Source organism: Actinomyces slackii (assembly GCF_900637295.1).
Classification (GTDB): domain Bacteria; phylum Actinomycetota; class Actinomycetes; order Actinomycetales; family Actinomycetaceae; genus Actinomyces; species Actinomyces slackii.
Window position 1 is genome coordinate 1,385,290 of record NZ_LR134363.1, and the last position, 19,857, is coordinate 1,405,146.

A 19,857-nucleotide genomic window follows, 5' to 3' on the forward strand; every position below is an offset into this window, starting at 1 on the left:
GGGTCAGATATGGATGACTGACTCCGCGAACAGGGTGGTGCGGCCTGCGAGGGCCACCCGGTCGCCGCGCATCGTGCACACGATCTCGCCGCCGCGCTCGGAGGCCTGCCAGCAGCGGAGCCGGTCCTTGCCGAGCGTGCGCGCCCAGTACGGGGCGATGTGGCAGTGCCCCGAGCCGCACACGGGGTCCTCGTCGACGGCGAGCTTGGGCGCGAAGGTGCGTGATACGCAGTCGTGCTCGCGACCTCGGGCGGTGACATGCACCAGCAGGCCGTCCAGGGCGGCGATCGCGTCGAGGTCCGGGGCCAGGTCGCGCACCTCCTCCTCAGAGCCCAGGACGCACATGAGGTCGCGGCCCATCCAGGCCTCCACCGGACGTGCGCCCAGCGCTCGCTCCATGGCATCGGTCACCGGGGCGGGAGAGAGGTCATAGACGGGGAAGTCCATCTCCAGCAGATCGTCGTCGGCGCGTGTCACGACGAGTTCGCCGCTGAGGGTCTCGAAGGCGATGCGGCTGGCACCCTGCTCGTAGAAGCGCAGGACGGCGGCGGCGGTTGCGAGGGTGGCATGACCGCACAGGTCGATCTCCCCGCCCGGTGTGAACCACCGCAGGCGGTAGCGCCCGCCGCCCCCGACGGCGAAGGCGGTCTCGGAGAGCCGGTTCTCCTTCGCGATGCGCGCCATGAGCGCGTCGTCGATCCACTCGTCCATGATGCACACCGCGGCCGGGTTGCCCGCGAAGACCTCCCGTGTGAAGGCGTGCACCGTGTACTGCCTGAGGTCGGCCATGATCTTCTCCGCCTTCTCTCATCATCCGTTGACCTCATGGTATGGCAGTGGCCACCGGGATCCCGCCACGCGGGTCGATCGGTGCCTGGCATCAGACGCTGCTGATCACCCCATTGCGGACCCGGTAGGTGTAGACAACCTCGTCATCGCTGTCCTGTGGACTGGCCTCCGCGTCCTCGGTGGGGGATGTGGAGGGCTCCGTGGGGGACGACGATGCGTCGTCATCGAAGAGGGAGGCGTAGGTGAAGGTGATCGTGACCTCGCCGTCCGCCACGGCTCGGAACACGAAGATCATTGTTCCCCCGACGCCGGTCATGCCCTCCTCATGCTCATCAGTCAGGTACTCCGAGCAGTCCTCCTCGAGGACACCGTCTGTGCTCATGGTGTACCTCCACTCATAGGGAGTCGTGTGATTCGCCTCCAGGGAGACCTGGACCCGGTCCTCGCCCTCAGTCGGGCATGTGGGCTCCTCGCGCGGAACGATCCGGGTGCCCGATGAGCGCGTAGCAGTCGGGGTGCCCGATGAGCGTGTTGCCGTCTGGGCGCCTGACAACAGCTCGCACCCGGACACGGCGAGAAGCGGTGCGGCGCAGGCAACGGCCAGTGCGCGGCGGCGGCTGGGCGCATGGGGCATGACATGGGGCGTGGGGTGGAGCATCGTTCTCCCAACTCGATCGGTGTGATCACCATTATCCAGCGCCTACGGAAGATCAGCACGGGCCCAATGCCCCACAGGGAGCCTTGCCTCCGCAGGGCGCTACGCCGGCAGTGGGACGACTGGCGAGACGGTCCTGCTCGTGTCCAGCGCTGATGAGCCCTGGCCGATGAACCGCACCGCGGTGCGCAGACCGCAGTGTGGAGGACGCGTTCAGGTCCGCGTCAGTGGTGCGTCAGTACTCGCATCGAATCGCGCCAGGCTTCGGGGGTGCCGTTCAGGTCAGGGGAGCCCGTCCTTCGCCATCCGCGCCCTGGGATTCGCCTGGTGTGACAGGCTAGGAGCGCTGGCGCGCGACGAAGGAGGGCATCATGGAGTACACGACGCTGGGCACCACCGACATCACGATTCCCCGCCTGTGCCTGGGCGGGATGAGCTTCGGCAAGGTCTTCCCCGACTTCCACCAGTGGGTCATCGGCCCTGAGGAGACCCGGGCCGTCATCGCCCGAGCCCTGGAGCTGGGGCTCAACTTCATCGACACCGCCAATGTCTACGCCCACGGCACCAGTGAAGAGTTCATCGGGAGCGCCCTGAAGAGCCTGGGCGTCAAGCGCGAGGACGTGGTCCTGGCCTCCAAGGTCTACTTCAACGAGGGGCGCCTGTCCAGGGCCGCCATCGAGCGGGAGATCACCGGCACCCTGGAGCGTCTGGGCACCGACTACCTGGACCTCTACATCATCCACCGCTTCGACTATGAGACCCCCATCGAGGAGACCATGGAGGCCCTGGACTCCCTGGTGCGCGCCGGCAGGGTCCGCGCGCTGGGAGCCTCGGCCATGTACGGCTACCAGCTCCACAGCATGCAGGTGGTGGCCGACGCCAACGGCTGGACGCGCTTTGCCAGCATGCAGAACCACTACAACCTGCTCTACCGGGAGGACGAGCGTGAGCTCATCCCCGTGACCAAGCAGTTCGGCATGTCGCTGACCCCCTACAGCCCTCTGGCCTCGGGCCACCTGACCCGCCCCACCTGGGACTCGGACTCGGTGCGCTCGACCACGGACAGCACCATGCGCAGCAAGTACGACGCCGGGAGAGCGGCGGATATGCCGATCGTCGAGCGCGTCGCCGAGGTCGCGCAGCGCCGCGAGGTGGCCATGGCCGACGTCGCCCTGGCCTGGCATTGGGCCAAGGGCGTGGCCGCGCCGATCGTGGGCTGCTCGCGCCCCAGCCGCGTCGACGACGCCGTGCGCGCCCTGGAGGTGAGCCTGACCCCCGAGGAGGTCGCCTACCTCGAGGAGCCCTACACCCCCCACGAGCTCGTCGGCCTCATCCCGCACGGCCAGTAGGTCGCGAGGTCTCCCCGCTCGCCGGCGGTGCCCGCACCGCCCGGGGCCACGGTGCTCCGCAATGCGCGCGTCAGGCGAGGGGGAGCCGCAGCAGGGTGTTCCGTCCTGGCAGTTCGTCGTCGGAATCCGCCCACCTGACCAGGAGAATGTGCATAGGATCGCAGCATGGCGGCAGCGATTGTTGTACTGATTTTCGTAGCGCTCATACTGCTGTGGTCGGTGATCGACCCCAAGGGCATGTGGAGGACCACCGCCTCCTGGCAGTTCCGCAACCCCGAGGCCAACGAGCCCTCGGATGCCTCTTACGCACTCACGCGGATCGGCGGCGTTGTAGGGCTCGTCGTCTGCCTGTCTGCCGCCGGCCAGATCGCTAACCTATCGGGCGATGCCCAGGCGGAGGCAAGCGCCTCCAGCACCTTTACCTACATCAACCCGTGGGCGCCGAGCACTGATGATGACGGCTACGCCGAGGCAACCGTGGAGGCCGCGGCCGTCGATCCCTTCCCCTCGGCCGTCAACAGTGACGTCGGCTCAGGGGAGCCGGTCACGCTCTTCGCGCCTGTGCTCACCGACCCTCAGGCGACGCCGGATTCCTCCGACTCCTCCAAGCCGATCGGCGTTGAGGCCCTGTACTACCCCTGGCTGCCCGGTGACCATCCCAATGCCTTCGCCGCTGCCAACGTCATTGACTCCAAGGTGGCCCTGGGCACGCTCGACGTCGCCCAGGCGACGACTGTCGGTGGGGGCGAGGCCGCGATCGGTGAGGGCTCGGCCATCATCCTGCGCCTGTCCACACCGGTCTGCGCCGTGACATCGGTCAGGGTCAGCGAAGGCGACACCGGGATGAGTGTCGAGGTCTCGGGGATCTCGGACCCCTCGCGCTGCGGACAGACCACCGAGGGGGCCTACGTGGCCATGCCGCTGACCGAGGAGCAGGTGGCCAAGGCGCGCGCCTACGTCGCACCGGCCTACCACCCCCTCGATGACTCCGAGCTCAGGTACGGCCGGGGCTATCAGGAAGGGGAATGGAAGCCCACGGCCTTCAGCGCGAGGATGCGTGCCGAGCTCACCGATACCTGGTCGACCCCCGAGCAGGACGGCGAGCTGACGCGGAGGGTTCTTCTGCCCTGGACCTCAGGTCTGTGACACGCCGGCGCCCCGCCTGCACTGCCGGGCCCCGTGCGGCGATATGCGCTGGGGCGCCCAGTGTGGCACCGTTCGCCACGATGACACCAAGCCCCTACGCCTCCCGCCCCCTGACGCTCTCGGTCGTCGGCCAGCGCCTCGGCGGCCTGGCCTACGTGCCCCGCACCGCCTCCGCCTCAGCCCCCGCGCCCCTGGTGATCTGCTGCCACGGCATGGACGGCTCCCACACCCGCGTGACCCCGATGGCCCTGCGCTTCGCCGCGGCCGGCGCCGTGGCCGTCTGCTTCGACTTCCGCGGCGGCGGAGGCGGTGCCAGCGAGGGGGATCCGCTGGCCATGTCGGTCCTCACCGAGCTGGCCGATCTCGAGGAGGTCCTGGCCCACACCACCGCCTGGGGGGAGGTGGATGCCTCCCGGGTGGCGCTGTTCGGCCTGAGCCTGGGAGGGGCGGTGGCCGCGCTCGCCGCCGCGCGCCACCCTCAGCGCGTCAGCGCCCTGGCCCTGTGGTACCCCGCCCTGGGCCTGGACCGCGACCTGCGTGCCCACTTCCGCTCCCTGGACCGGGTCCCCCAGCACTACGACTACCGGGGCAACCGCCTGGGGCGCGCCTACGCCGTCGACGCCTGGGGCCTGGACATCGAGGCCGAGATCGCCTCCTACCGGCGCTCGACCCTCCTGGTGCACGGCGACCAGGACCGCTCCGTCCCCCTGGCCGTCTCCCAGCAGGCCGCCCGCATCATGCCCGACGCCGAGCTGGTCACCGTCCCCGGCGCCGCTCACGGCTTCGCGGACGCCGACTGGGAGCGGGCCATGACCACCACCATCGACTTCCTGTCCTGGAACGGGATCCTTGAGGGCTGAGGCGGTCTGCCGCGCCGCGCCCACCGCGAAGCCGAGCCGTGAGGCTCTTCCGCGCCGCGGCCGGTGGGCATAGGGTGCCAGGGCCGGCCGTCCCCTCGGCAGTCGGCCGCCCACCCATCAAGGAGGAACCATGCCCGCTATCCAGGCGACCACTGACACGAAGGTGGCGGTCTTCATCGCCCCGGGTCTGGAGGAGGTTGAGGCCCTGGCCGTGGTCGACCTGCTCTTCCGCGCCGGAATCCCCACCGACATGGTGTCGGTGACCCCCGAGCGCACAGTCACCTCCTCCCACAACATCGTCCTGACCGCTGACCGCACCCTGGAGGAGATCAGCCTGGACGACTACGACATGCTCGTCCTTCCCGGCGGCCTGCCCGGCACCCCCAACCTCAAGGCCTGCGAGCCGCTGATGGCCGAGGTCCGCGCTCGCGGCGAGGCGGGCCGGCCCCTGGCCGCGATCTGCGCCGCCCCCTCCATCCTGGCCGAGCTGGGGCTGCTCCAGGGGCGGGAGGCCACCTCGAATCCTGGATTCATGAGCGTCCTGGCAAAGCACGGGGCCCGGCTCTCCGAGGCGGCCGTGGTGGTCGACGGCGCGATCATCACCTCGCGGGGCATGGCCACGGCTGTGGACTTCGGCCTGGAGATCGTGCGCCACATCCTGGGCGACGCCGCCGTGGAGGACCTCAAGACCGCCATCGTCCACCAGGGCTGACCCGGACCCGAGCGGCCCGTGGGCGGTGGCACACCATGTGTGCCACCGCCCACGGGCCGCTTATCGTCCGCCTCAGCTGCGCGAGCGGCGCGTGGGGAGGGCGGCCATGGCCAGGAGCGCCACGCCGGTGCCGGCCAGCAGGAGGATCGCCGTCATCGCCAGATCGATCTGCGCCCCCAGGCCGACGGCGATCAGCAGCCCTCCCACGACGAGCAGCACCGCTCCCCACACCAGAGTCACCGGACTGGTCCTCAGGGGAGCGTCGTCGCGCTCGGGCAGTCTGCTGGCCGACCACACCGCATCGGATCCTTCGCCCGCCGCGGCACTGGGCATGGGCTTGGTCCCCGACGGCTCTGATGACGGGGAGATGGGCTGGGTGGGCGCCTCGGTGGAGGCACTCACCGGGGTGGTCATGACATCGGTGACTGCATGCGCCTCGGCCTCGGCCGGGCTCATGGGGCTCGCCTGCCCCTGCGGGTCTGCCGTCATGGGCTGGGTGTCGTCGTGCGTGGACTCGGTGCTGGTCATGATGTGTGCTCCTGGGTCGATGGTCTGGTGCTGGTCAGTTGGTCGATGTGCTCTGAGCCGACGGCGAGGCCGTGGGCTCTGCTGTGGGCTCGGCCGCGGCACTGGGGGAGGCCGAGGCCTCGGAGGCCCCGTCCTCAGGGGACGTTCGCCCACCGGTCTCCTGCCAGGCGCGCGACAGGCAGTCCTGATACGCCTGGCGCTCCTGAGAGGAGAGCTCCTCAACATCCCGCCAGGTCGGGTCTGGGACGTGGTTGGGGAAGGACAGGCCCGCCAGGCAGGCCTGGGCGGTCTGCGAGGTGACGGCGGCGTGCTCCATGCCGGGCACGGGCCACTGCGCGGCGGGATCCTGGTGCTCGCCCTGGGCGTCCGTCCAGGTGTCGACCACCCAGGTCGGGCCCTCCGCGCTTCCCGACCAGGTGACCTCAGCGGGCTGCTCGGTGAGGTTGAGGCCGCCGGTGCCCACCCGCGTCCTGATGGTGATCGCCGGTCCGCTCTCGCGTGCCGCCGGGGAGTCCAGGGTGATCGTGCGCCCAACGCCCCCCGTGTCCTGCCGATAGCGGTGGATCTCCTCGCCCGCCAGGGTGTAGTCGCCCTCGGCGCCGCTGCGGTCGATGGTGGTGCCGTGCGCGTCGGACCAGGGGCTGACCAGATCCGCGGACAGGGAGCCGACGCCGGTGCGGGCATCGACCCGCACCGCCTGCCCGGCGCGGGTGAGGATCCTCAGGTCGCCCGCGCCCAGCTCGAGTTCCACGACTGGTGGCACTGCCGACGCGTCCTGGGGGGCGGGCATGTCGCGCAGGTCGAGGATCACGTTCCCGACGCCGTGCCTGCCCAGGGTGACCGCCCCCCGAGAGCCAGCGCCCTGATCCGCGATCTCCTGCCAGGTGTAGGTCACGTCCCCCACCGTGGTCATGGTCGGCCCTGTGACATAGGGGCCGATGGCCAGCGCCGGCAGCGCGATCATGAAGGCCAGGACGCCGAATCCTGACATCCAGCCGCCACGACGGCGCCGCAGGGCGGACAGGAGGACTCCGGCGCCGAGCAGCGCCGTCAGGCCTCCCTGCGCGATGAGCATGCCGCTGGTCGTCGTCACCCTCCCCAGGTCGATGGCCAGGAGGCAGCCCGCCAGGGTGACCAGGGACAGGCCCAAGACGACCAGGCTCAGACCCCGGCCAGGGCCCCGACGCGGTGCCCTCCTCCTCGGGGGCACGGGCCGGGGCGGGACAGGCTGGTACGGGGCTGCGCGGTGGAGAGGCGGAGCGCCCGGAGCCCTGTGCTGCCAGGCGCTCGGCCCGGCAGGCGCGCCCGGCTGGGCCGGGGCGCCATGCCAGCCCGGACCACTCGATCCGCCGGGGCCTGCGGGCGCGCCTGCTCCGGCAGCGCCTGCGGGCATGCCGGGGCCTACGGGCGCACTTGCTCCAGCGGGGCCTGCGGGCGCGCTCGGCCCGCCCGGCCCACCGGGGCCACCGGGCGCGCTGCGCTGCCAAGTACCCGGCCCGCTCGGCCCGCTCGGCCCGCCCGGCGCTCCCGTCCCGCCCGGCGCTAAGGGCCCGGCCATGGGGGAGGGCTTCGGGCGCTCGCGCCGTCGGTCCGCGTAGCTCAGGCAGCTCATGACCACCAGGATCAGCAGGCCCACCCAGAACAGGCCCCACAGGATGCCGCCGAAGGCCGGCAGCCCCCACGCCTCGGCATACCAGGTGGGGATCAGACCGCCGTCGAGCATGGTCAGACCGACCAGCATGGCGCCGATCGCCCCCGCCAGAGCGGCATTGACCCGCCCGGCGATGGCCTCCTCGACGTGGATGCGCCCATCGGACTCCTCGGGGAGCAGCGCCCAGCCCAGGCCGTAGAGGACCAGGCCGATGCCGGAGAAGACGGAGATGACCACCCACACGCAGCGCACTACGATCGGGTCGATGCCCAGCCGCAGGGCCACCCCTCCGGCGACTCCTCCCACCCAGCGCTGATCGGTGCGCATCAGGCCGCTGTGTCGCAGTGAGGCGAAGAAGCCGCCGGATCGCGGGCCCTGGGATCTGCTGCCACCCGGCGCGCCGCCTGGCCCCGGTCCGCTGTGATACCCCGGGCGCCCCGGCCCGCTGGGAGGACCCTGCTCGCCGTCGGGGGCGTGGCCGGCGGAGCGGGGCGGGTCGCTCGGGCCCTGCGTCCCGGCAGGGCCGGCGCTCGGATCCTGACTCTCGGGGCTCGTGGGCCCCTCGTGACTGCTCATGGGATTCTCCTGGTGGGTGCTCGATCGATGTGCTGGGGCCCCGACAAGCGGGACGAGGTACTGCCGAATGGGTACGGCACTGATGGCAGTCCGCGGGAGTGCCCCGTGGCGCCCATGGTCTGATTGGGTCTCATCGTGCCGCCCCGCTCATGGTGTGGCCGTGGGACTCGGCTGCGCCGGGGTCGGTGAGGCGCCGTGCGGGGAGCGGAGGACCCGCTGGATGCACTGGTCGTAGTCGTGCCGCTGAGACTGGCTCAGGTGGTTGATCTCCTCCCAGTCGTCCCAGTCGGCGTCCTGGTCGTCGTCGTCGTGGGAGTCGGCTGCCTGCGCCGAGTTGAGGCAGACGGAGGCGTCCTCCGCGCTGACCGCCGGGTGGGTCATGCCCGGGACCGGAGTCTCCCCCCAGTGCCAGCGGCCGTCCTCGTCCCTCCAGTGCTCGATGATCCACACCTCCTGAGAGGCGTCACCCTGCCAGATCACCCCTTGGGGGCTGAGGACCGACACCGCCCCGGCCCCCAGGCGCGAGTGGACGGTCACCCGAGGACTCGATGATCCCTCGGGCCGCAGAGCCACCGACCTGGACAGCCCTGAGGACTCCACGCCCTCCTCGACCGGCTTTCCATGCACGGTGTAGGCCGTCTCGACATCAATGGATGGTGAGGGGAGCCCGTCCATGCTCCAGTCACTGGGGACCTTGGCGGACAGTGGCCCCACGCTGGCCTGAGCCTCAACACCGACCTGCGCATCCGGATCGGTGAGGACCTCCAGTGCGCCCACCCCGAGCTCGACCTCGATGCGGGTGACCTCGGCGTCCTGCGGCATTCCGCGCAGGTCCACGACGAGCTCCCCGGCCACCTGCGCCGGGAGCGCACGGGTGCTCCCAGAGCCCGCGGCGACGATGTCCGACCAGGAGTAGACGGTGCGGCCGGTGCTCGCGGCGATCTCCTGGCGGGGCAGCGCCCTGATGGAGGCCGGAATCGCCGTGCCCAGCGCCAGGACCGGCAGCGCCACCACGATGGCCGGCCATCCCAGCCAGGACATCCAGCCCCCGCGACGGCGGCCGGCGCCGCTGAGCATCACCCCGGCCCCCAGAATCGCCGCAGGCAGGCCGGCCATCAGCAGGACGCCATTGCCCACGCCCACCGACCCGGTGAGCATGGCGGCGACCACCGCCGCGGTGGCCAGGGCGATGAGCCCCAGGACGATCAGGCTCAGGCGGCGAGGAGGCCCGGGATGCCGTAAGCGCTGTAACTGGGGCTGTGCTGGAGGGCGGAAGGGATCGGATGCTGTGTGCTGCGTCATGACTCCATGCTCGCCTTGACAGGCCCTCCATCACGATCGGGGAACACCCTGACAGCCCCCGGATTTCCTCCCCGAGGGACCCGGATATCCGGCCCCGAGGCCCCCGCAGGCGGGGCCGGCGTGCCACGATGAGACCATGACGACGACGCGGCCAGGCCCCGCTCCCGCCGGGCGCATCGCCCCCGCCGCCCCGGGTGCCATGAGCGCCGCACCCGCCACGGGGGCGGAGGGGATGCCTCACCCCCTGGAACCCGGCGTCCCCGTGGCTCCCGTTGCTCCAGTCCCCGGTGCCCCATGGCGTCCGGGGCCTGCCGGCACGGTGTGGCGGCCCCCGCTGAGGCGGCCGGGCCGCACCCTGGCACCCCTGCCCCAGCAGGCCCTGGCCTCCCTGCCGGCGTCCTGGCGCCGCCCCAGGATCCTGGTCGGTGTCTGCGCCGGCCTGGGGGCCCACCTGCGCGTGCCGGTGAGATATGTGCGCCTGGCCGCCCTCGTCCTGGCGCTCGCGGGAGGGCCGGGGCTCCTCCTCTACCTCATGCTGTGGGTGGCCGTGCCCAGCGGCGACCCGTGGGCCGAGGCCTGGGGGACTCGCCCGACGGCGCGCTCCCGCCTGGCCTCCCGGCCCGCATCGACATCCCCGGTCTCGCTGCGCCTGCGCGGCCTGGTGGGCGGCGCCGCCCTCATCGTGGCCGCGATCCTCCTGGCCGTCTGGCGCGCCGGCGGTCTGCGCGACGCCGGCAGCATCCTTCCGCTGCTCCTCATCATCACCGGCGCGGCCCTGGCCTGGTCCCAGATCGACGCCCTGACGGGCCCAACCCGCAGCGTGGGGGCGGTGCTGCGCCTGGCGGGGGGAGTCGCGCTGGTCGCCGTCGGCATCCTGCTGTGGCTGGCCTCCGAGACCCCACCGGGTGACCTGTTCACCGGGGCGCTGACGGGCGGGGCCCTGGTGGTGGGGGTGGGCCTCATCCTGGTCCCCCTGTGGCTGCGCACCAATCGGGCCCTGGCGGAGACCCGCGCCGCCGAGGCCCGCGAGGCGGAGCGCGCCGATATCGCCGCCCACCTGCACGACTCGGTCCTGCAGACCCTGACCCTCATCCGCAAGCGCGCCGAGGAGCCGGAGACGGTGGCCAGGCTGGCCCGCTCACAGGAGCGCGAGCTGCGGGCATGGCTCTACACCGACCGGCCCGAGCCGGGCACCTCCGTGGCCGACGCCTTCCAGGACCTGGCCGGGGAGATCGAGGATCGCCACGGCGTGGCCGTGGAGGTGATCTGCGTGGGCGACCGCGCCCCCGACCGCTCCACCGAGGTGGTCGTGGCCGCCGCGCGCGAGGCCCTGTCCAATGCCGTGCGCCACGGCGCGCCCCCGGTCTCCCTCTACATGGAGGCCGGGTCCCAGGGCCTGGAGGTCTTCATCCGCGACCGCGGCCCCGGCTTCGAGGTCGAGGACCTGGCCCGGATCGCCCCGGACCGCCATGGCGTGCGCGAGTCCATCATCGCCCGCATGGAGCGCCATGGGGGCAGCGCCCGGGTCAGGCGCCTGGAGCAGGGCACCGAGGTCGGCCTGCACCTTCCCATCGGTCCGCCCGAGGACTGACCCACCGCGCCCGGCCCGTCACCCCGAGCAGAACAGGATCACCCATGCCCCACCCCTCTGAGCCCACCGACTCCCAGACCCGCCTCAGGGTCCTCGTCGTCGACGACCACGCCCTGGTGCGCGCCGGTGTGCGCGCCGAGCTGACCGCCCACGCCCCTGACCTCGATGTCATCGCCGAGGCCGACGACGTCGAGGGCGCCATCGCCGCCGTCCACGCCCTGGCCCCCGATGTGGTCCTCCTGGACGTCCACCTGCCGGGAGGCAGCGGTGGGGGAGGGGCCGAGGTGGTCGCCTCCTGCCACGAGGCGACCGGCACCCGCTTCCTGGCGCTGTCGGTCTCCGACGCCTCCGAGGACGTCGTGGGAGTCATCCGCGCCGGGGCGCGCGGCTACGTCACCAAGGCCATTACCACCGAGGACCTGGCCCAGGCGGTGCGGCGCGTTGCCGCGGGCGACGCGGCCTTCTCCCCGCGCCTGGCCGGATTCGTCCTGGACGCCTTCGGCGCGGGGGCCGGGGAGGTGGCGGTGGCCGATTCCGAGCTCGACCGCCTCTCGGCCCGCGAGCGCGAGGTCATGCGCCTCATCGCCCGCGGATACACCTACAAGGAGTGCGCCGCGGACCTGTTCATCTCGATCAAGACCGTGGAGACCCATGTCTCGGCGGTGCTGCGCAAGCTCCAGCTGTCCAACCGCAATGAGCTGACCCGTTGGGCCGTGGCCCGTCACATCGTGTGAGGCGTCGCCGGGCGCTGAGCCCGGCGCTCCCGCGGCCGCTCCTGCGGTGGGAGGCGCCCTGCCCTGGGCGAGGGGAGGGCCTCATGGAGGGGCGGGGGTCATCCGTGCGAGGATGCGGGTTGTGAGCCCGTCTCTGGAGCCGACCGACCGCCCCGCCTCCGGCACTGTTGAGCGCGCCGCCCGCCATCTGCGCGAGGGCGGCCTGGTCATCCTGCCCACCGATACCGTCTACGGCATCGGCTGCGCCGCCGGGGATGGAGGGGCCGTCTCCCGGCTGCTGGCCGCCAAGGGGCGGGGGCGCCAGATGCCCCCGCCGATCCTGGTCTCCAGCCCCGAGGACCTCCAGGGCCTGGCGCAGTGCCCCGCTGGAGCCCAGGACCTCATTGAGGCCTTCTGGCCCGGGCCCCTGACCCTGGTCCTGGATGCCGACGGGCGCCTGGACTGGGACCTGGGGGAGACCGGGGGGACCATCGCCGTGCGCATGCCCAACCACCCCCTGGCCCTGGAGCTGCTGGCACGCTCCGGCCCGGCGGCCGTGACCAGTGCCAACCTCAGTGGTCAGCCCCCGGCCACCACGGCCGACCAGGCGGAGCGGGCCTTCGCCGGCAGGGCGCGAAGGCTCAATGATCCGGGTGGGGCAGGTGAGCCGCAGATCCAGTTGGAGCCTGACAGCATCGCCCTGCTCGACGCCGGGCCCACCCCCGGGCCGGTGCCCTCGACCATCGTGGACCTGTCCTCGCGCGCCGCCGAGGAGGGCACGATCCTGCGCCGCGGCGCCCTGGAGGAGTCGCGGATCCGTGCCGTCCTGGCCGGGCACGCGCCCGCGGCGGGCTCGAGCCCCGCCGTCGCGGCGGCCCCCGCAGGGGGTGGCGCGTGAAGGTCTACCTGCTCGTCCTGGCCGTGGCCGCGGCCGTGACATATCTCGCGGTCCCGATCGTCCGTCACGTCGCCCTGGTCTCCAACGCCCTGACGCCGGTGCGCGCCCGCGATGTCCACTCCATGCCGATCCCGCGCCTGGGCGGCGTGGCCATGTTCATCGGGCTGGCCAGCTCGGTGACCGTGGCCTCGCGGATCCCCTACCTGGCCGGGGTGATCGACTCCAGTGCCTGGGCGGTGGTCCTGGGGGCGGGGCTGGTCTGCGTGCTGGGGGTGGTCGATGACCTGTGGGAGCTGGACTGGATGGCCAAGCTCGCCGGTCAGGCCCTGGCCGCCGGGGTCATGGCCTGGCAGGGCGTCCAGCTCCTCACCTTCCCCATCGGGGGGCTGACCATCGGCTCGTCGCGGCTGTCCCTGGTCTCCACGGTCATCGTGGTGCTCACCGCCATCAATGCCGTCAACTTCGTCGACGGGCTCGATGGCCTGGCCGCCGGGATGGTGGGGATCGGAGCGGTGGCCTTCTTCCTCTACACCTACGTGCTCACCCGCACGACCTCCCCGGAGTCCTACACCTCCCTGGCCGCCACGATCGTGGCGGCGCTGATCGGCGTATGCGTGGGATTCCTGCCGCACAACTTCAATCCCGCCTCGATCTTCATGGGGGACTCGGGGTCCATGCAGCTGGGCCTGGTCTCGGCCGCGGCCACGATCATCGTCACCGGGCAGATCGATCCCGGCAGCATGGAGGGCTCCCGCGCGGTTCCGGCCTTCCTTCCGATCCTCGTGCCCCTGGCGGTGCTGCTGCTGCCCCTGACCGACATGATCATGGCGATCACGCGGCGCACCCTGGCGGGGCACTCGCCCTTCCACCCCGACCGCATGCACATGCACCACCGGCTCCTGGCCGCCGGGCACTCCCACCGCCGGGCCGTGCTGGTGATGTACGTGTGGGCGGCGGTGGCCTCCTTCTCCGTGGCGGCCATGGCCTTCATCCCGCTGCACTGGGTGCTGGCCGGAGCCGTGCTCGGGGTGGCGTTGGCCCTGGTGATCACCATCGACCTCATGCCGGGCCTGCGCGCCACGGTGGCCCGGCGCACGGGGGCCCGCCATGTGCGGGTGGTCTCCTCGCGCCTGGTCTCAGCCGCCGATGAGCCGGTCAGCGCCCTGGATGCCGCGCTTCGGGCCGAGGACGCCGCGGCGCCCCGCTCGACCCAGGACCGTCATGGCTGAGCCCCGTCCCGCCCAGGCGCCCGCCGCGAGCCCTGCGCTGCTGAGCGCCGTCGCCCGCCTGCGCCGCATCCTTATGATCGCCACCGGCGCGCTCATCGCCGCTCAGAGCCTGTGGGCGCTGGTGGGCCCTGTTGCCCGGCCCGCCGCCAGCCTGGCGGTGGCGGCGCTGGCCACCGCGGCCATGCTCAGCTCCATCTGGCTGATCCTGGGGCGCATGGTGCGCTCCGGACCGGCGGTGATGACCGGATGGGTGGGCGGGGGCTACATCGCGCGCATCGCGATCCTCGTGGTCGCGCTGCTGGGCGGGCGGGCGCTGGGCCTCGATGTCCGGATGATCGGCGTCGGGCTCATCGCCGCGATCCTGGTGGGCATGCTCGCCGAGACCATCGTGCTGTCCCGCGCGCGCCTCCTCACCGTCGATCCGGGCGCAGGAGAGCGGTGAGCCACCTGATGGGAGACAGCCGCCAAGTGGCGGAGCAGCGGTGATGGGCTGGTAGCATGTGCGCGTTCCGCACTCTCAGTCAGGACACGCAGGAGGACACCCTGTCCACGCAGACCGTCACCGACGACGCAGCGACCACGAGCACGGCGCCTGGCGCCCACGCCAAGCCGCGCTGGTACTGGGCGTGCCTGGTGGTCCTCGTGGCGATCATCGCCGCCACGGCCGTGCCCGCCTTCACCCAGCACCCCCACGCCCCGGGGATCGGTGACTTCTTCCCCGCCTCCTTCCTGGCTCAGGGCACGGTCCTGGAGGTCAACCGCCTCATCCTGGTGCGCCTGGTCATGGGGCTGGCGCTGTGCCTCATCGTGGCCGTGGCGGCCCTGCGCCTCAAGCAGGTGCCCGGACGCGGCCAGGCCGCCCTGGAGCTGGTCGCCGAGTTCGTGCGCGAGGGCATCGGGGTGGGCATGCTGGGCAACCGCCAGGGCAGGCGCTTCGCCCCCTACCTGACCACGGTCTTCCTGGGCGTGCTGGCCATGAACCTGGCGGGGATCCTGCCCGGGCTCAACATCGCGGCCTCCTCGGTGATCGCGGTGCCCCTGGTCTTCGCCCTGACCACCTACGTGACCTTCATCGGCGCCGGCATCCGCGCCCAGGGCCTGGGCGCCTTCCTGGTCTCCCAGCTCTTCCCCCCCGGCCTGCCCAAGGCCATGTACCTGCTCATCACCCCCATCGAGCTGCTGTCCACCTTCGTGGTGCGGCCGGTGACCCTCACCCTGCGTCTTCTGTGCAACATGGTGGCCGGCCACCTGCTGCTGGCCATGACCTACCTGGGGACCACCACGCTGCTCATGCACCTGCAGGCCACCTCGGCGGTGGCGGCGCTGACCGGCGCGGCCATGATCATCATGACCCTCTTCGAGGTCTTCGTCGCCGTCCTGCAGGCCTACATCTTCACCATCCTCAGCGCTGTCTACATCAAGCTCTCCATCGAGGCCCACTAGCCCCTCAGGGCTGCGGGCCCCGATTCCGACCCACCCCGCGCCCCCGGGCGCAGCAACCAAAGGAAGCACACATGACCACTGCGGCATTCGCCTACATCGGCTACGGCCTGGCCACCCTGGGCCCGGGCATCGGCATCGGCATCCTGGCCGGCAAGACCCAGGAGGCCACCGCCCGCCAGCCCGAGGTCGCCGGCCGCCTGTTCACCAACATGATCATCACCGCGGGCATGGTCGAGGCCCTGGGCCTCATCGGCTTCGTCCTGCCGCTCGTCGTCAGCTGATGCTCACCGCCGCCGTCACCGCCGCAGATCAGGAGGCAGGGGGGACATCCTTCCTGCTTCCCCCGCTCTACGAGATCTTCTGGGCCGCGGTCGTCCTGCTCCTCATCCTCCTGGTGGTGGGGCGCTTCGGGCTGCCCAGGATCTATCGGACCCTCGATGAGCGCGCCGAGCGGATCCAGCAGGGCCTGGACCTGACGGCCAAGGCGCAGGCGGAGCAGGCCGACGCCGAGAAGCGGGCCGCCCGACTGGTCGAGGAGGCCCGCATCGAGGCCGCCCGCATCCGTGACGACGCCCAGGCCCAGGCCGGCCAGATCATCGCCCAGGCCCGCGCCACCGCCCAGGAGGAGGCCGCCGCCATCCAGGAGGGGGCCAACCGCCAGATCCTGGCCGACAAGCAGGCCGCGCAGATCTCCCTGCGCACTGACGTGGGCATGCTGGCCGCCTCCCTGGCCGAGCGGATCGTCGGCGAGCAGCTGCGCGACGCCGAGCTGTCCTCCCGCGTCATCGACCGCTTCCTCGACGAGCTCGAGGCCGCCCCGCCCACCCCGGGCCTGGACCGCATGGATCGCGGCGCCCCCGCTCAGGAGGCGCGGTGAGCGCCGGAACCGCCGAGACGCGCAAGGCCGTCGCCCAGGCCTGGTGGCCCGTGCTGCGGGCCGCCGGATCCCATGGCCTGGAGCTGGGGACCCAGATCCTGGCCATGGCGCACCAGATCGCCAAGGGGTCCCTGAGCGGGCCGCTGACCGATCCTGGGCGCGAGCCCCAGGACAAGGCCGATCTGGCCTCCCGGCTCTTCGCCGGCAAGGCCGATGAGCGCGTCGTCGAGCTCCTCCGGGCCATGGCCCGGCGGCGCTGGTCCCATCCGGTGGACCTCATCTCCCACCTCCACGACCTGGGCATCGAGTCGATCCTCAGCGGCGCCTACTCCGAGGGAACCGTGGGAGACATCGAGCAGGAGGTCTTCGCGGTGGCCAGGCAGCTGGAGGCCGACCCCGAGCTGCGCGCCGCCCTCAAGCCCTCGCGGCAGACCAGCACCGCCTCGCGCGTGCGCCTGGCCGAGCGGCTCTTCGCCTCGCGCATCTCCGCCCCCGCCATGGCCCTGGTGCGCTGGTGCGTGCGCCACCGCAGCGAGGGCGGGCCGGTGCGCAACCTGCGCCGCGTCGTCGAGCTCGCCGCCGCCCTCCAGCTGCGGTCCATCGCCGACGTCGTGACCGCCGTCCCCATGAGCGCCGCCCAGGAGGAGCGCCTGGCCGCCATCCTGACTCGCAGACTGGGCCATGCGGTCGAGCTCAACACGGTGGTGGACCCCGAGGTCATCGGCGGCATGCGCGTGACCGTGACCAACCACGTCATCGACCGCACCATCGCCGGCTCCCTGGCCGAGATGCGAGAGCGCTTGGCCGGCTAGCGGCCGGCTCCCGGCCGGCAGCGGCCCCCACCCAGCCCCGGCCCCATGCGGCCACCCCATACAGAGCCTTCACCCCATACAGACGCAAGGAGACGACAGATGGCAGAGCTGACCATCAGGCCCGAGGAGATCCGCTCGGCCCTCAGCGAGTTCGCCGCGTCCTACAAGCCCGCCGAGGTCGCCGCCCAGGAGGTCGGGCACGTTGTCTTCGCCGCCGATGGCATCGCCCACGTCGAGGGCCTGCCCGGCGTCATGGCCAATGAGCTGCTCACCTTCGAGGACGGCACCGCCGGACTGGCCATGAACCTGGAGGAGCGCCGCATCGGCGTGGTCATCCTGGGCAGCTTCGACGGCGTCGACGAGGGGCAGGTGGTGCGCCGCACCGGCGAGGTCCTCTCCGTGCCGGTGGGGGACGCCTACCTGGGGCGCGTGGTCGACCCCCTGGGCCGGCCCATCGACGGCCTGGGTGAGATCGCCGCCGAGGGCCGCCGCGCCCTGGAGCTCCAGGCCCCCGGTGTCATGGCCCGCAAGTCCGTCCATGAGCCCCTCCAGACCGGGCTCAAGGCCATCGACTCCATGATCCCCATCGGCCGCGGCCAGCGCCAGCTCATCATCGGCGACCGCCAGACCGGCAAGACCGCCATCGCCCTGGACACCATCCTCAACCAGAGGGCCGCGTGGCAGAGCGGGGACCCTGACAAGCAGGTGCGCTGCATCTACGTGGCCACCGGCCAGAAGGGATCGACCATCGCCGCCGTGCGCGCCACCCTGGCCGAGCGCGGGGCCCTGGAGTACACCACCATCGTGGCCTCCCCGGCCTCGGACCCGGCCGGCTTCAAGTACCTCTCGCCCTACACCGGCTCGGCCATCGGCCAGCACTGGATGTACGCCGGCAAGCACGTCCTCATCGTCTTCGACGACCTGTCCAAGCAGGCCGAGGCCTACCGCGCCGTCTCCCTGCTGCTGCGCCGCCCGCCGGGCCGTGAGGCCTACCCCGGGGATGTCTTCTACCTGCACTCCCGCCTCCTGGAGCGCTGCGCCAAGCTCTCCGATGACCTGGGCGCCGGCTCCATGACGGGACTGCCCATCATCGAGACCAAGGCCAACGATGTCTCGGCCTACATCCCCACCAACGTCATCTCCATCACCGACGGGCAGATCTTCCTGCAGTCCGACCTGTTCAACGCCGACCAGCGCCCCGCCGTCGACGTGGGCATCTCCGTGTCCCGAGTCGGTGGCGCCGCCCAGATCAAGGCCATGAAGAAGGTGGCCGGGACCCTGAAGATCACCCTGGCCCAGTACCGCTCCATGCAGGCCTTCGCCATGTTCGCCTCCGACCTGGACGCCGCCACCCGCGCCCAGCTCACCCGCGGCGAGCGGCTCATGGAGCTGCTCAAGCAGCCCCAGTACACCCCCTACCCGGTGGCCGAGCAGGTCGCCTCGGTGTGGGCGGGCACCAACGGCTACCTGGACGACCTGGAGGTCTCCGAGGTGCTGCGCTTCGAGGAGGCCCTCCTGGACCACCTGCGTCGCAACACCCCGGTCCTGGAGACCATCGAGGCCTCCGGCGCCCTGGAGGAGGAGACCGAGGCCGCTCTGCGCGAGGCCGTCGAGGCCTTCCGCACCACCTACCAGGCCAAGGGGCAGCTGCTCGGGGCTCAGGCCGCCGAGCCCGAGGAGCCGGCCCAGGCCGAGCGCACCCACGAGAAGATCGTCCTGAAGAAGGGCTGAGCCGTGGCAGGAAACCAGCGCGTCTACAAGCAGCGCATCCGATCCACCCAGACCCTGCAGAAGGTGTTCCGGGCCATGGAGCTCATCGCCTCCTCCAGGATCGGTCAGGCGCGGCGCAACGCGCATGAGGCCTCCCCCTACGATCACGCCCTGAGCCATGCCGTGGCGGCAGTGGGCTCCTACGCCAGCCTGGACCACCCCATCCTCGCCGAGATCGCCGAGCACTCCGGCAACCCCCGGGTGGCGGTTCTTGTCTGCACCTCGGACCGCGGCATGGCGGGGGCCTACTCGGCCACCATCCTGCGGGAGTCCGAGAGACTCCTGGCCCAGCTGGTCGAGGAGGGCAAGGAGCCGGTGGTCTACACCTTCGGCCGCCGCGCCCAGTCCTACTTCTCCTTCAGAGGAAGGCCCATCGAGCGGGCCTGGACCGGGGAGTCCGACCGCCCCACCGAGGCCACCATGGCCGAGGTCTCCACCACCCTGCTGGATGCCTTCATGGCCACCGCCGAGGAGGGGGGAGTGGGCGAGGTCCACATCGTCTTCACCCGCTATGTCTCCATGGTCTCCCAGGTCCCCGAGGTCCGGCGCATGCTGCCCCTGACCGTGGTGGACGTCGAGGAGCCCGAGGACTCCGAGGACTCCGAGGACTCCGAGGGCGCCCATGGGGGCGCGCACCACGATGAGGCCGGCGTGCAGGGCGAGGGCCCCGCCGCGTCACCGACCCTGCCGCTCTACGAGTTCGAGCCCAGCGCCGAGGAGGTCATGCAGGCCCTGCTGACCCGCTACGCCGCCAGCCGCATCCGCAACGCCATCCTGCAGTCCGCGGCCTCCGAGCTGGCCAGCCGCCAGCAGGCCATGCACACCGCCACGGAGAACGCCGACGAGCTCATCATCACCTACACCCGCCTGGCCAATGCCGCGCGCCAGGGCGACATCACCCAGGAGATCACCGAGATCGTCTCCGGGGCCGACGCCCTGGGCTCGGGATAGCGGGA

General features: G+C 71.7%; 20 protein-coding genes. 15 read left to right on the forward strand and 5 right to left on the reverse strand.

From position 1 onward, the window contains the following. Positions 1–3: 3 nt before the first annotated feature. Positions 4–789 carry a PhzF family phenazine biosynthesis protein gene (locus tag EL266_RS05710; RefSeq protein ID WP_026426861.1) on the reverse strand — a complete coding sequence of 262 codons (786 nt, stop codon included), beginning with the start codon at positions 787–789 and terminating at the stop codon, positions 4–6. 91 nt (positions 790–880) lie between these two features. Then, positions 881–1,447, reverse strand: a complete 567-nt coding sequence (locus EL266_RS13880; protein WP_084500666.1) for a protease inhibitor I42 family protein — start codon at positions 1,445–1,447, stop codon at positions 881–883. Positions 1,448–1,815: 368 nt separating this feature from the next. On the opposite strand from EL266_RS13880, the gene EL266_RS05720 reads away from it, so the two are divergent. The 4 genes from EL266_RS05720 to EL266_RS05735 all read left to right on the forward strand — a co-directional run bounded on the left by EL266_RS05720 (position 1,816) and on the right by EL266_RS05735 (position 5,511). Further along, entirely contained in the window at positions 1,816–2,793 is a 978-nt protein-coding gene (locus EL266_RS05720; protein ID WP_026426859.1) for an aldo/keto reductase, read from the forward strand. 165 nt (positions 2,794–2,958) lie between these two features. Further along, the gene (locus EL266_RS05725) at positions 2,959–3,939 is read left to right on the forward strand and encodes a DUF6199 family natural product biosynthesis protein (RefSeq protein ID WP_026426858.1); all 981 of its coding nucleotides are present in this window, start codon (positions 2,959–2,961) and stop codon (positions 3,937–3,939) included. 80 nt (positions 3,940–4,019) lie between these two features. Further along, on the forward strand, positions 4,020–4,799 hold the full coding sequence (locus tag EL266_RS05730; protein ID WP_026426857.1) for an alpha/beta hydrolase family protein: 780 nt from the start codon (positions 4,020–4,022) through the stop codon (positions 4,797–4,799). Positions 4,800–4,929: 130 nt separating this feature from the next. After that, complete coding sequence (locus EL266_RS05735) at positions 4,930–5,511, forward strand: DJ-1 family glyoxalase III (protein WP_026426856.1); 582 nt, start codon at positions 4,930–4,932, stop codon at positions 5,509–5,511. Positions 5,512–5,583: 72 nt separating this feature from the next. Here EL266_RS05735 and EL266_RS05740 read toward each other — a convergent pair whose 3' ends face one another. From EL266_RS05740 to EL266_RS05750, 3 genes are all read right to left on the reverse strand, one after another. Further along, entirely contained in the window at positions 5,584–6,039 is a 456-nt protein-coding gene (locus EL266_RS05740; RefSeq protein ID WP_051281103.1) for a hypothetical protein, read from the reverse strand. Positions 6,040–6,073: 34 nt separating this feature from the next. Beyond that, positions 6,074–8,266, reverse strand: coding sequence for a PspC domain-containing protein (locus EL266_RS05745; RefSeq protein WP_051281101.1), 2,193 nt, complete (start codon positions 8,264–8,266; stop codon positions 6,074–6,076). A gap of 147 nt (positions 8,267–8,413) precedes the next feature. Next, the gene (locus EL266_RS05750; protein ID WP_026426854.1) at positions 8,414–9,568 is read right to left on the reverse strand and encodes a hypothetical protein; all 1,155 of its coding nucleotides are present in this window, start codon (positions 9,566–9,568) and stop codon (positions 8,414–8,416) included. 136 nt (positions 9,569–9,704) lie between these two features. On the opposite strand from EL266_RS05750, the gene EL266_RS05755 reads away from it, so the two are divergent. The 11 genes from EL266_RS05755 to EL266_RS05805 all read left to right on the forward strand — a co-directional run bounded on the left by EL266_RS05755 (position 9,705) and on the right by EL266_RS05805 (position 19,852). Next, positions 9,705–11,159, forward strand: coding sequence for an ATP-binding protein (locus EL266_RS05755; RefSeq protein WP_232012124.1), 1,455 nt, complete (start codon positions 9,705–9,707; stop codon positions 11,157–11,159). Between the two features lie 44 nt (positions 11,160–11,203). Further along, positions 11,204–11,893, forward strand: a complete 690-nt coding sequence (locus EL266_RS05760) for a response regulator (RefSeq protein ID WP_026426853.1) — start codon at positions 11,204–11,206, stop codon at positions 11,891–11,893. Between the two features lie 112 nt (positions 11,894–12,005). Next, complete coding sequence (locus tag EL266_RS05765) at positions 12,006–12,770, forward strand: L-threonylcarbamoyladenylate synthase (protein WP_034514838.1); 765 nt, start codon at positions 12,006–12,008, stop codon at positions 12,768–12,770. Beyond that, on the forward strand, positions 12,767–13,999 hold the full coding sequence (locus tag EL266_RS05770; RefSeq protein WP_026426852.1) for an MraY family glycosyltransferase: 1,233 nt from the start codon (positions 12,767–12,769) through the stop codon (positions 13,997–13,999). The genes EL266_RS05765 and EL266_RS05770 overlap by 4 nt, the downstream gene beginning before the upstream one ends. Further along, the gene (locus EL266_RS05775; protein WP_026426851.1) at positions 13,992–14,441 is read left to right on the forward strand and encodes a hypothetical protein; all 450 of its coding nucleotides are present in this window, start codon (positions 13,992–13,994) and stop codon (positions 14,439–14,441) included. The genes EL266_RS05770 and EL266_RS05775 overlap by 8 nt, the downstream gene beginning before the upstream one ends. A gap of 56 nt (positions 14,442–14,497) precedes the next feature. Then, a complete protein-coding gene (gene atpB / locus EL266_RS05780; RefSeq protein ID WP_051281099.1) occupies positions 14,498–15,442 on the forward strand; it encodes a F0F1 ATP synthase subunit A in 945 nt (314 codons plus the stop codon). Between the two features lie 71 nt (positions 15,443–15,513). Beyond that, complete coding sequence (atpE, locus tag EL266_RS05785) at positions 15,514–15,723, forward strand: ATP synthase F0 subunit C (protein WP_026426849.1); 210 nt, start codon at positions 15,514–15,516, stop codon at positions 15,721–15,723. Further along, positions 15,723–16,319, forward strand: coding sequence for a F0F1 ATP synthase subunit B (locus EL266_RS05790; RefSeq protein ID WP_026426848.1), 597 nt, complete (start codon positions 15,723–15,725; stop codon positions 16,317–16,319). Before atpE ends, EL266_RS05790 begins: the two co-directional genes overlap by 1 nt. Next, positions 16,316–17,131, forward strand: a complete 816-nt coding sequence (locus EL266_RS05795) for a F0F1 ATP synthase subunit delta (RefSeq protein WP_026426847.1) — start codon at positions 16,316–16,318, stop codon at positions 17,129–17,131. The genes EL266_RS05790 and EL266_RS05795 overlap by 4 nt, the downstream gene beginning before the upstream one ends. Positions 17,132–17,230: 99 nt before the next feature. After that, entirely contained in the window at positions 17,231–18,862 is a 1,632-nt protein-coding gene (gene atpA / locus EL266_RS05800; RefSeq protein ID WP_026426846.1) for a F0F1 ATP synthase subunit alpha, read from the forward strand. A gap of 3 nt (positions 18,863–18,865) precedes the next feature. Continuing rightward, entirely contained in the window at positions 18,866–19,852 is a 987-nt protein-coding gene (locus EL266_RS05805; RefSeq protein ID WP_026426845.1) for a F0F1 ATP synthase subunit gamma, read from the forward strand. Positions 19,853–19,857 lie beyond the last annotated feature (5 nt).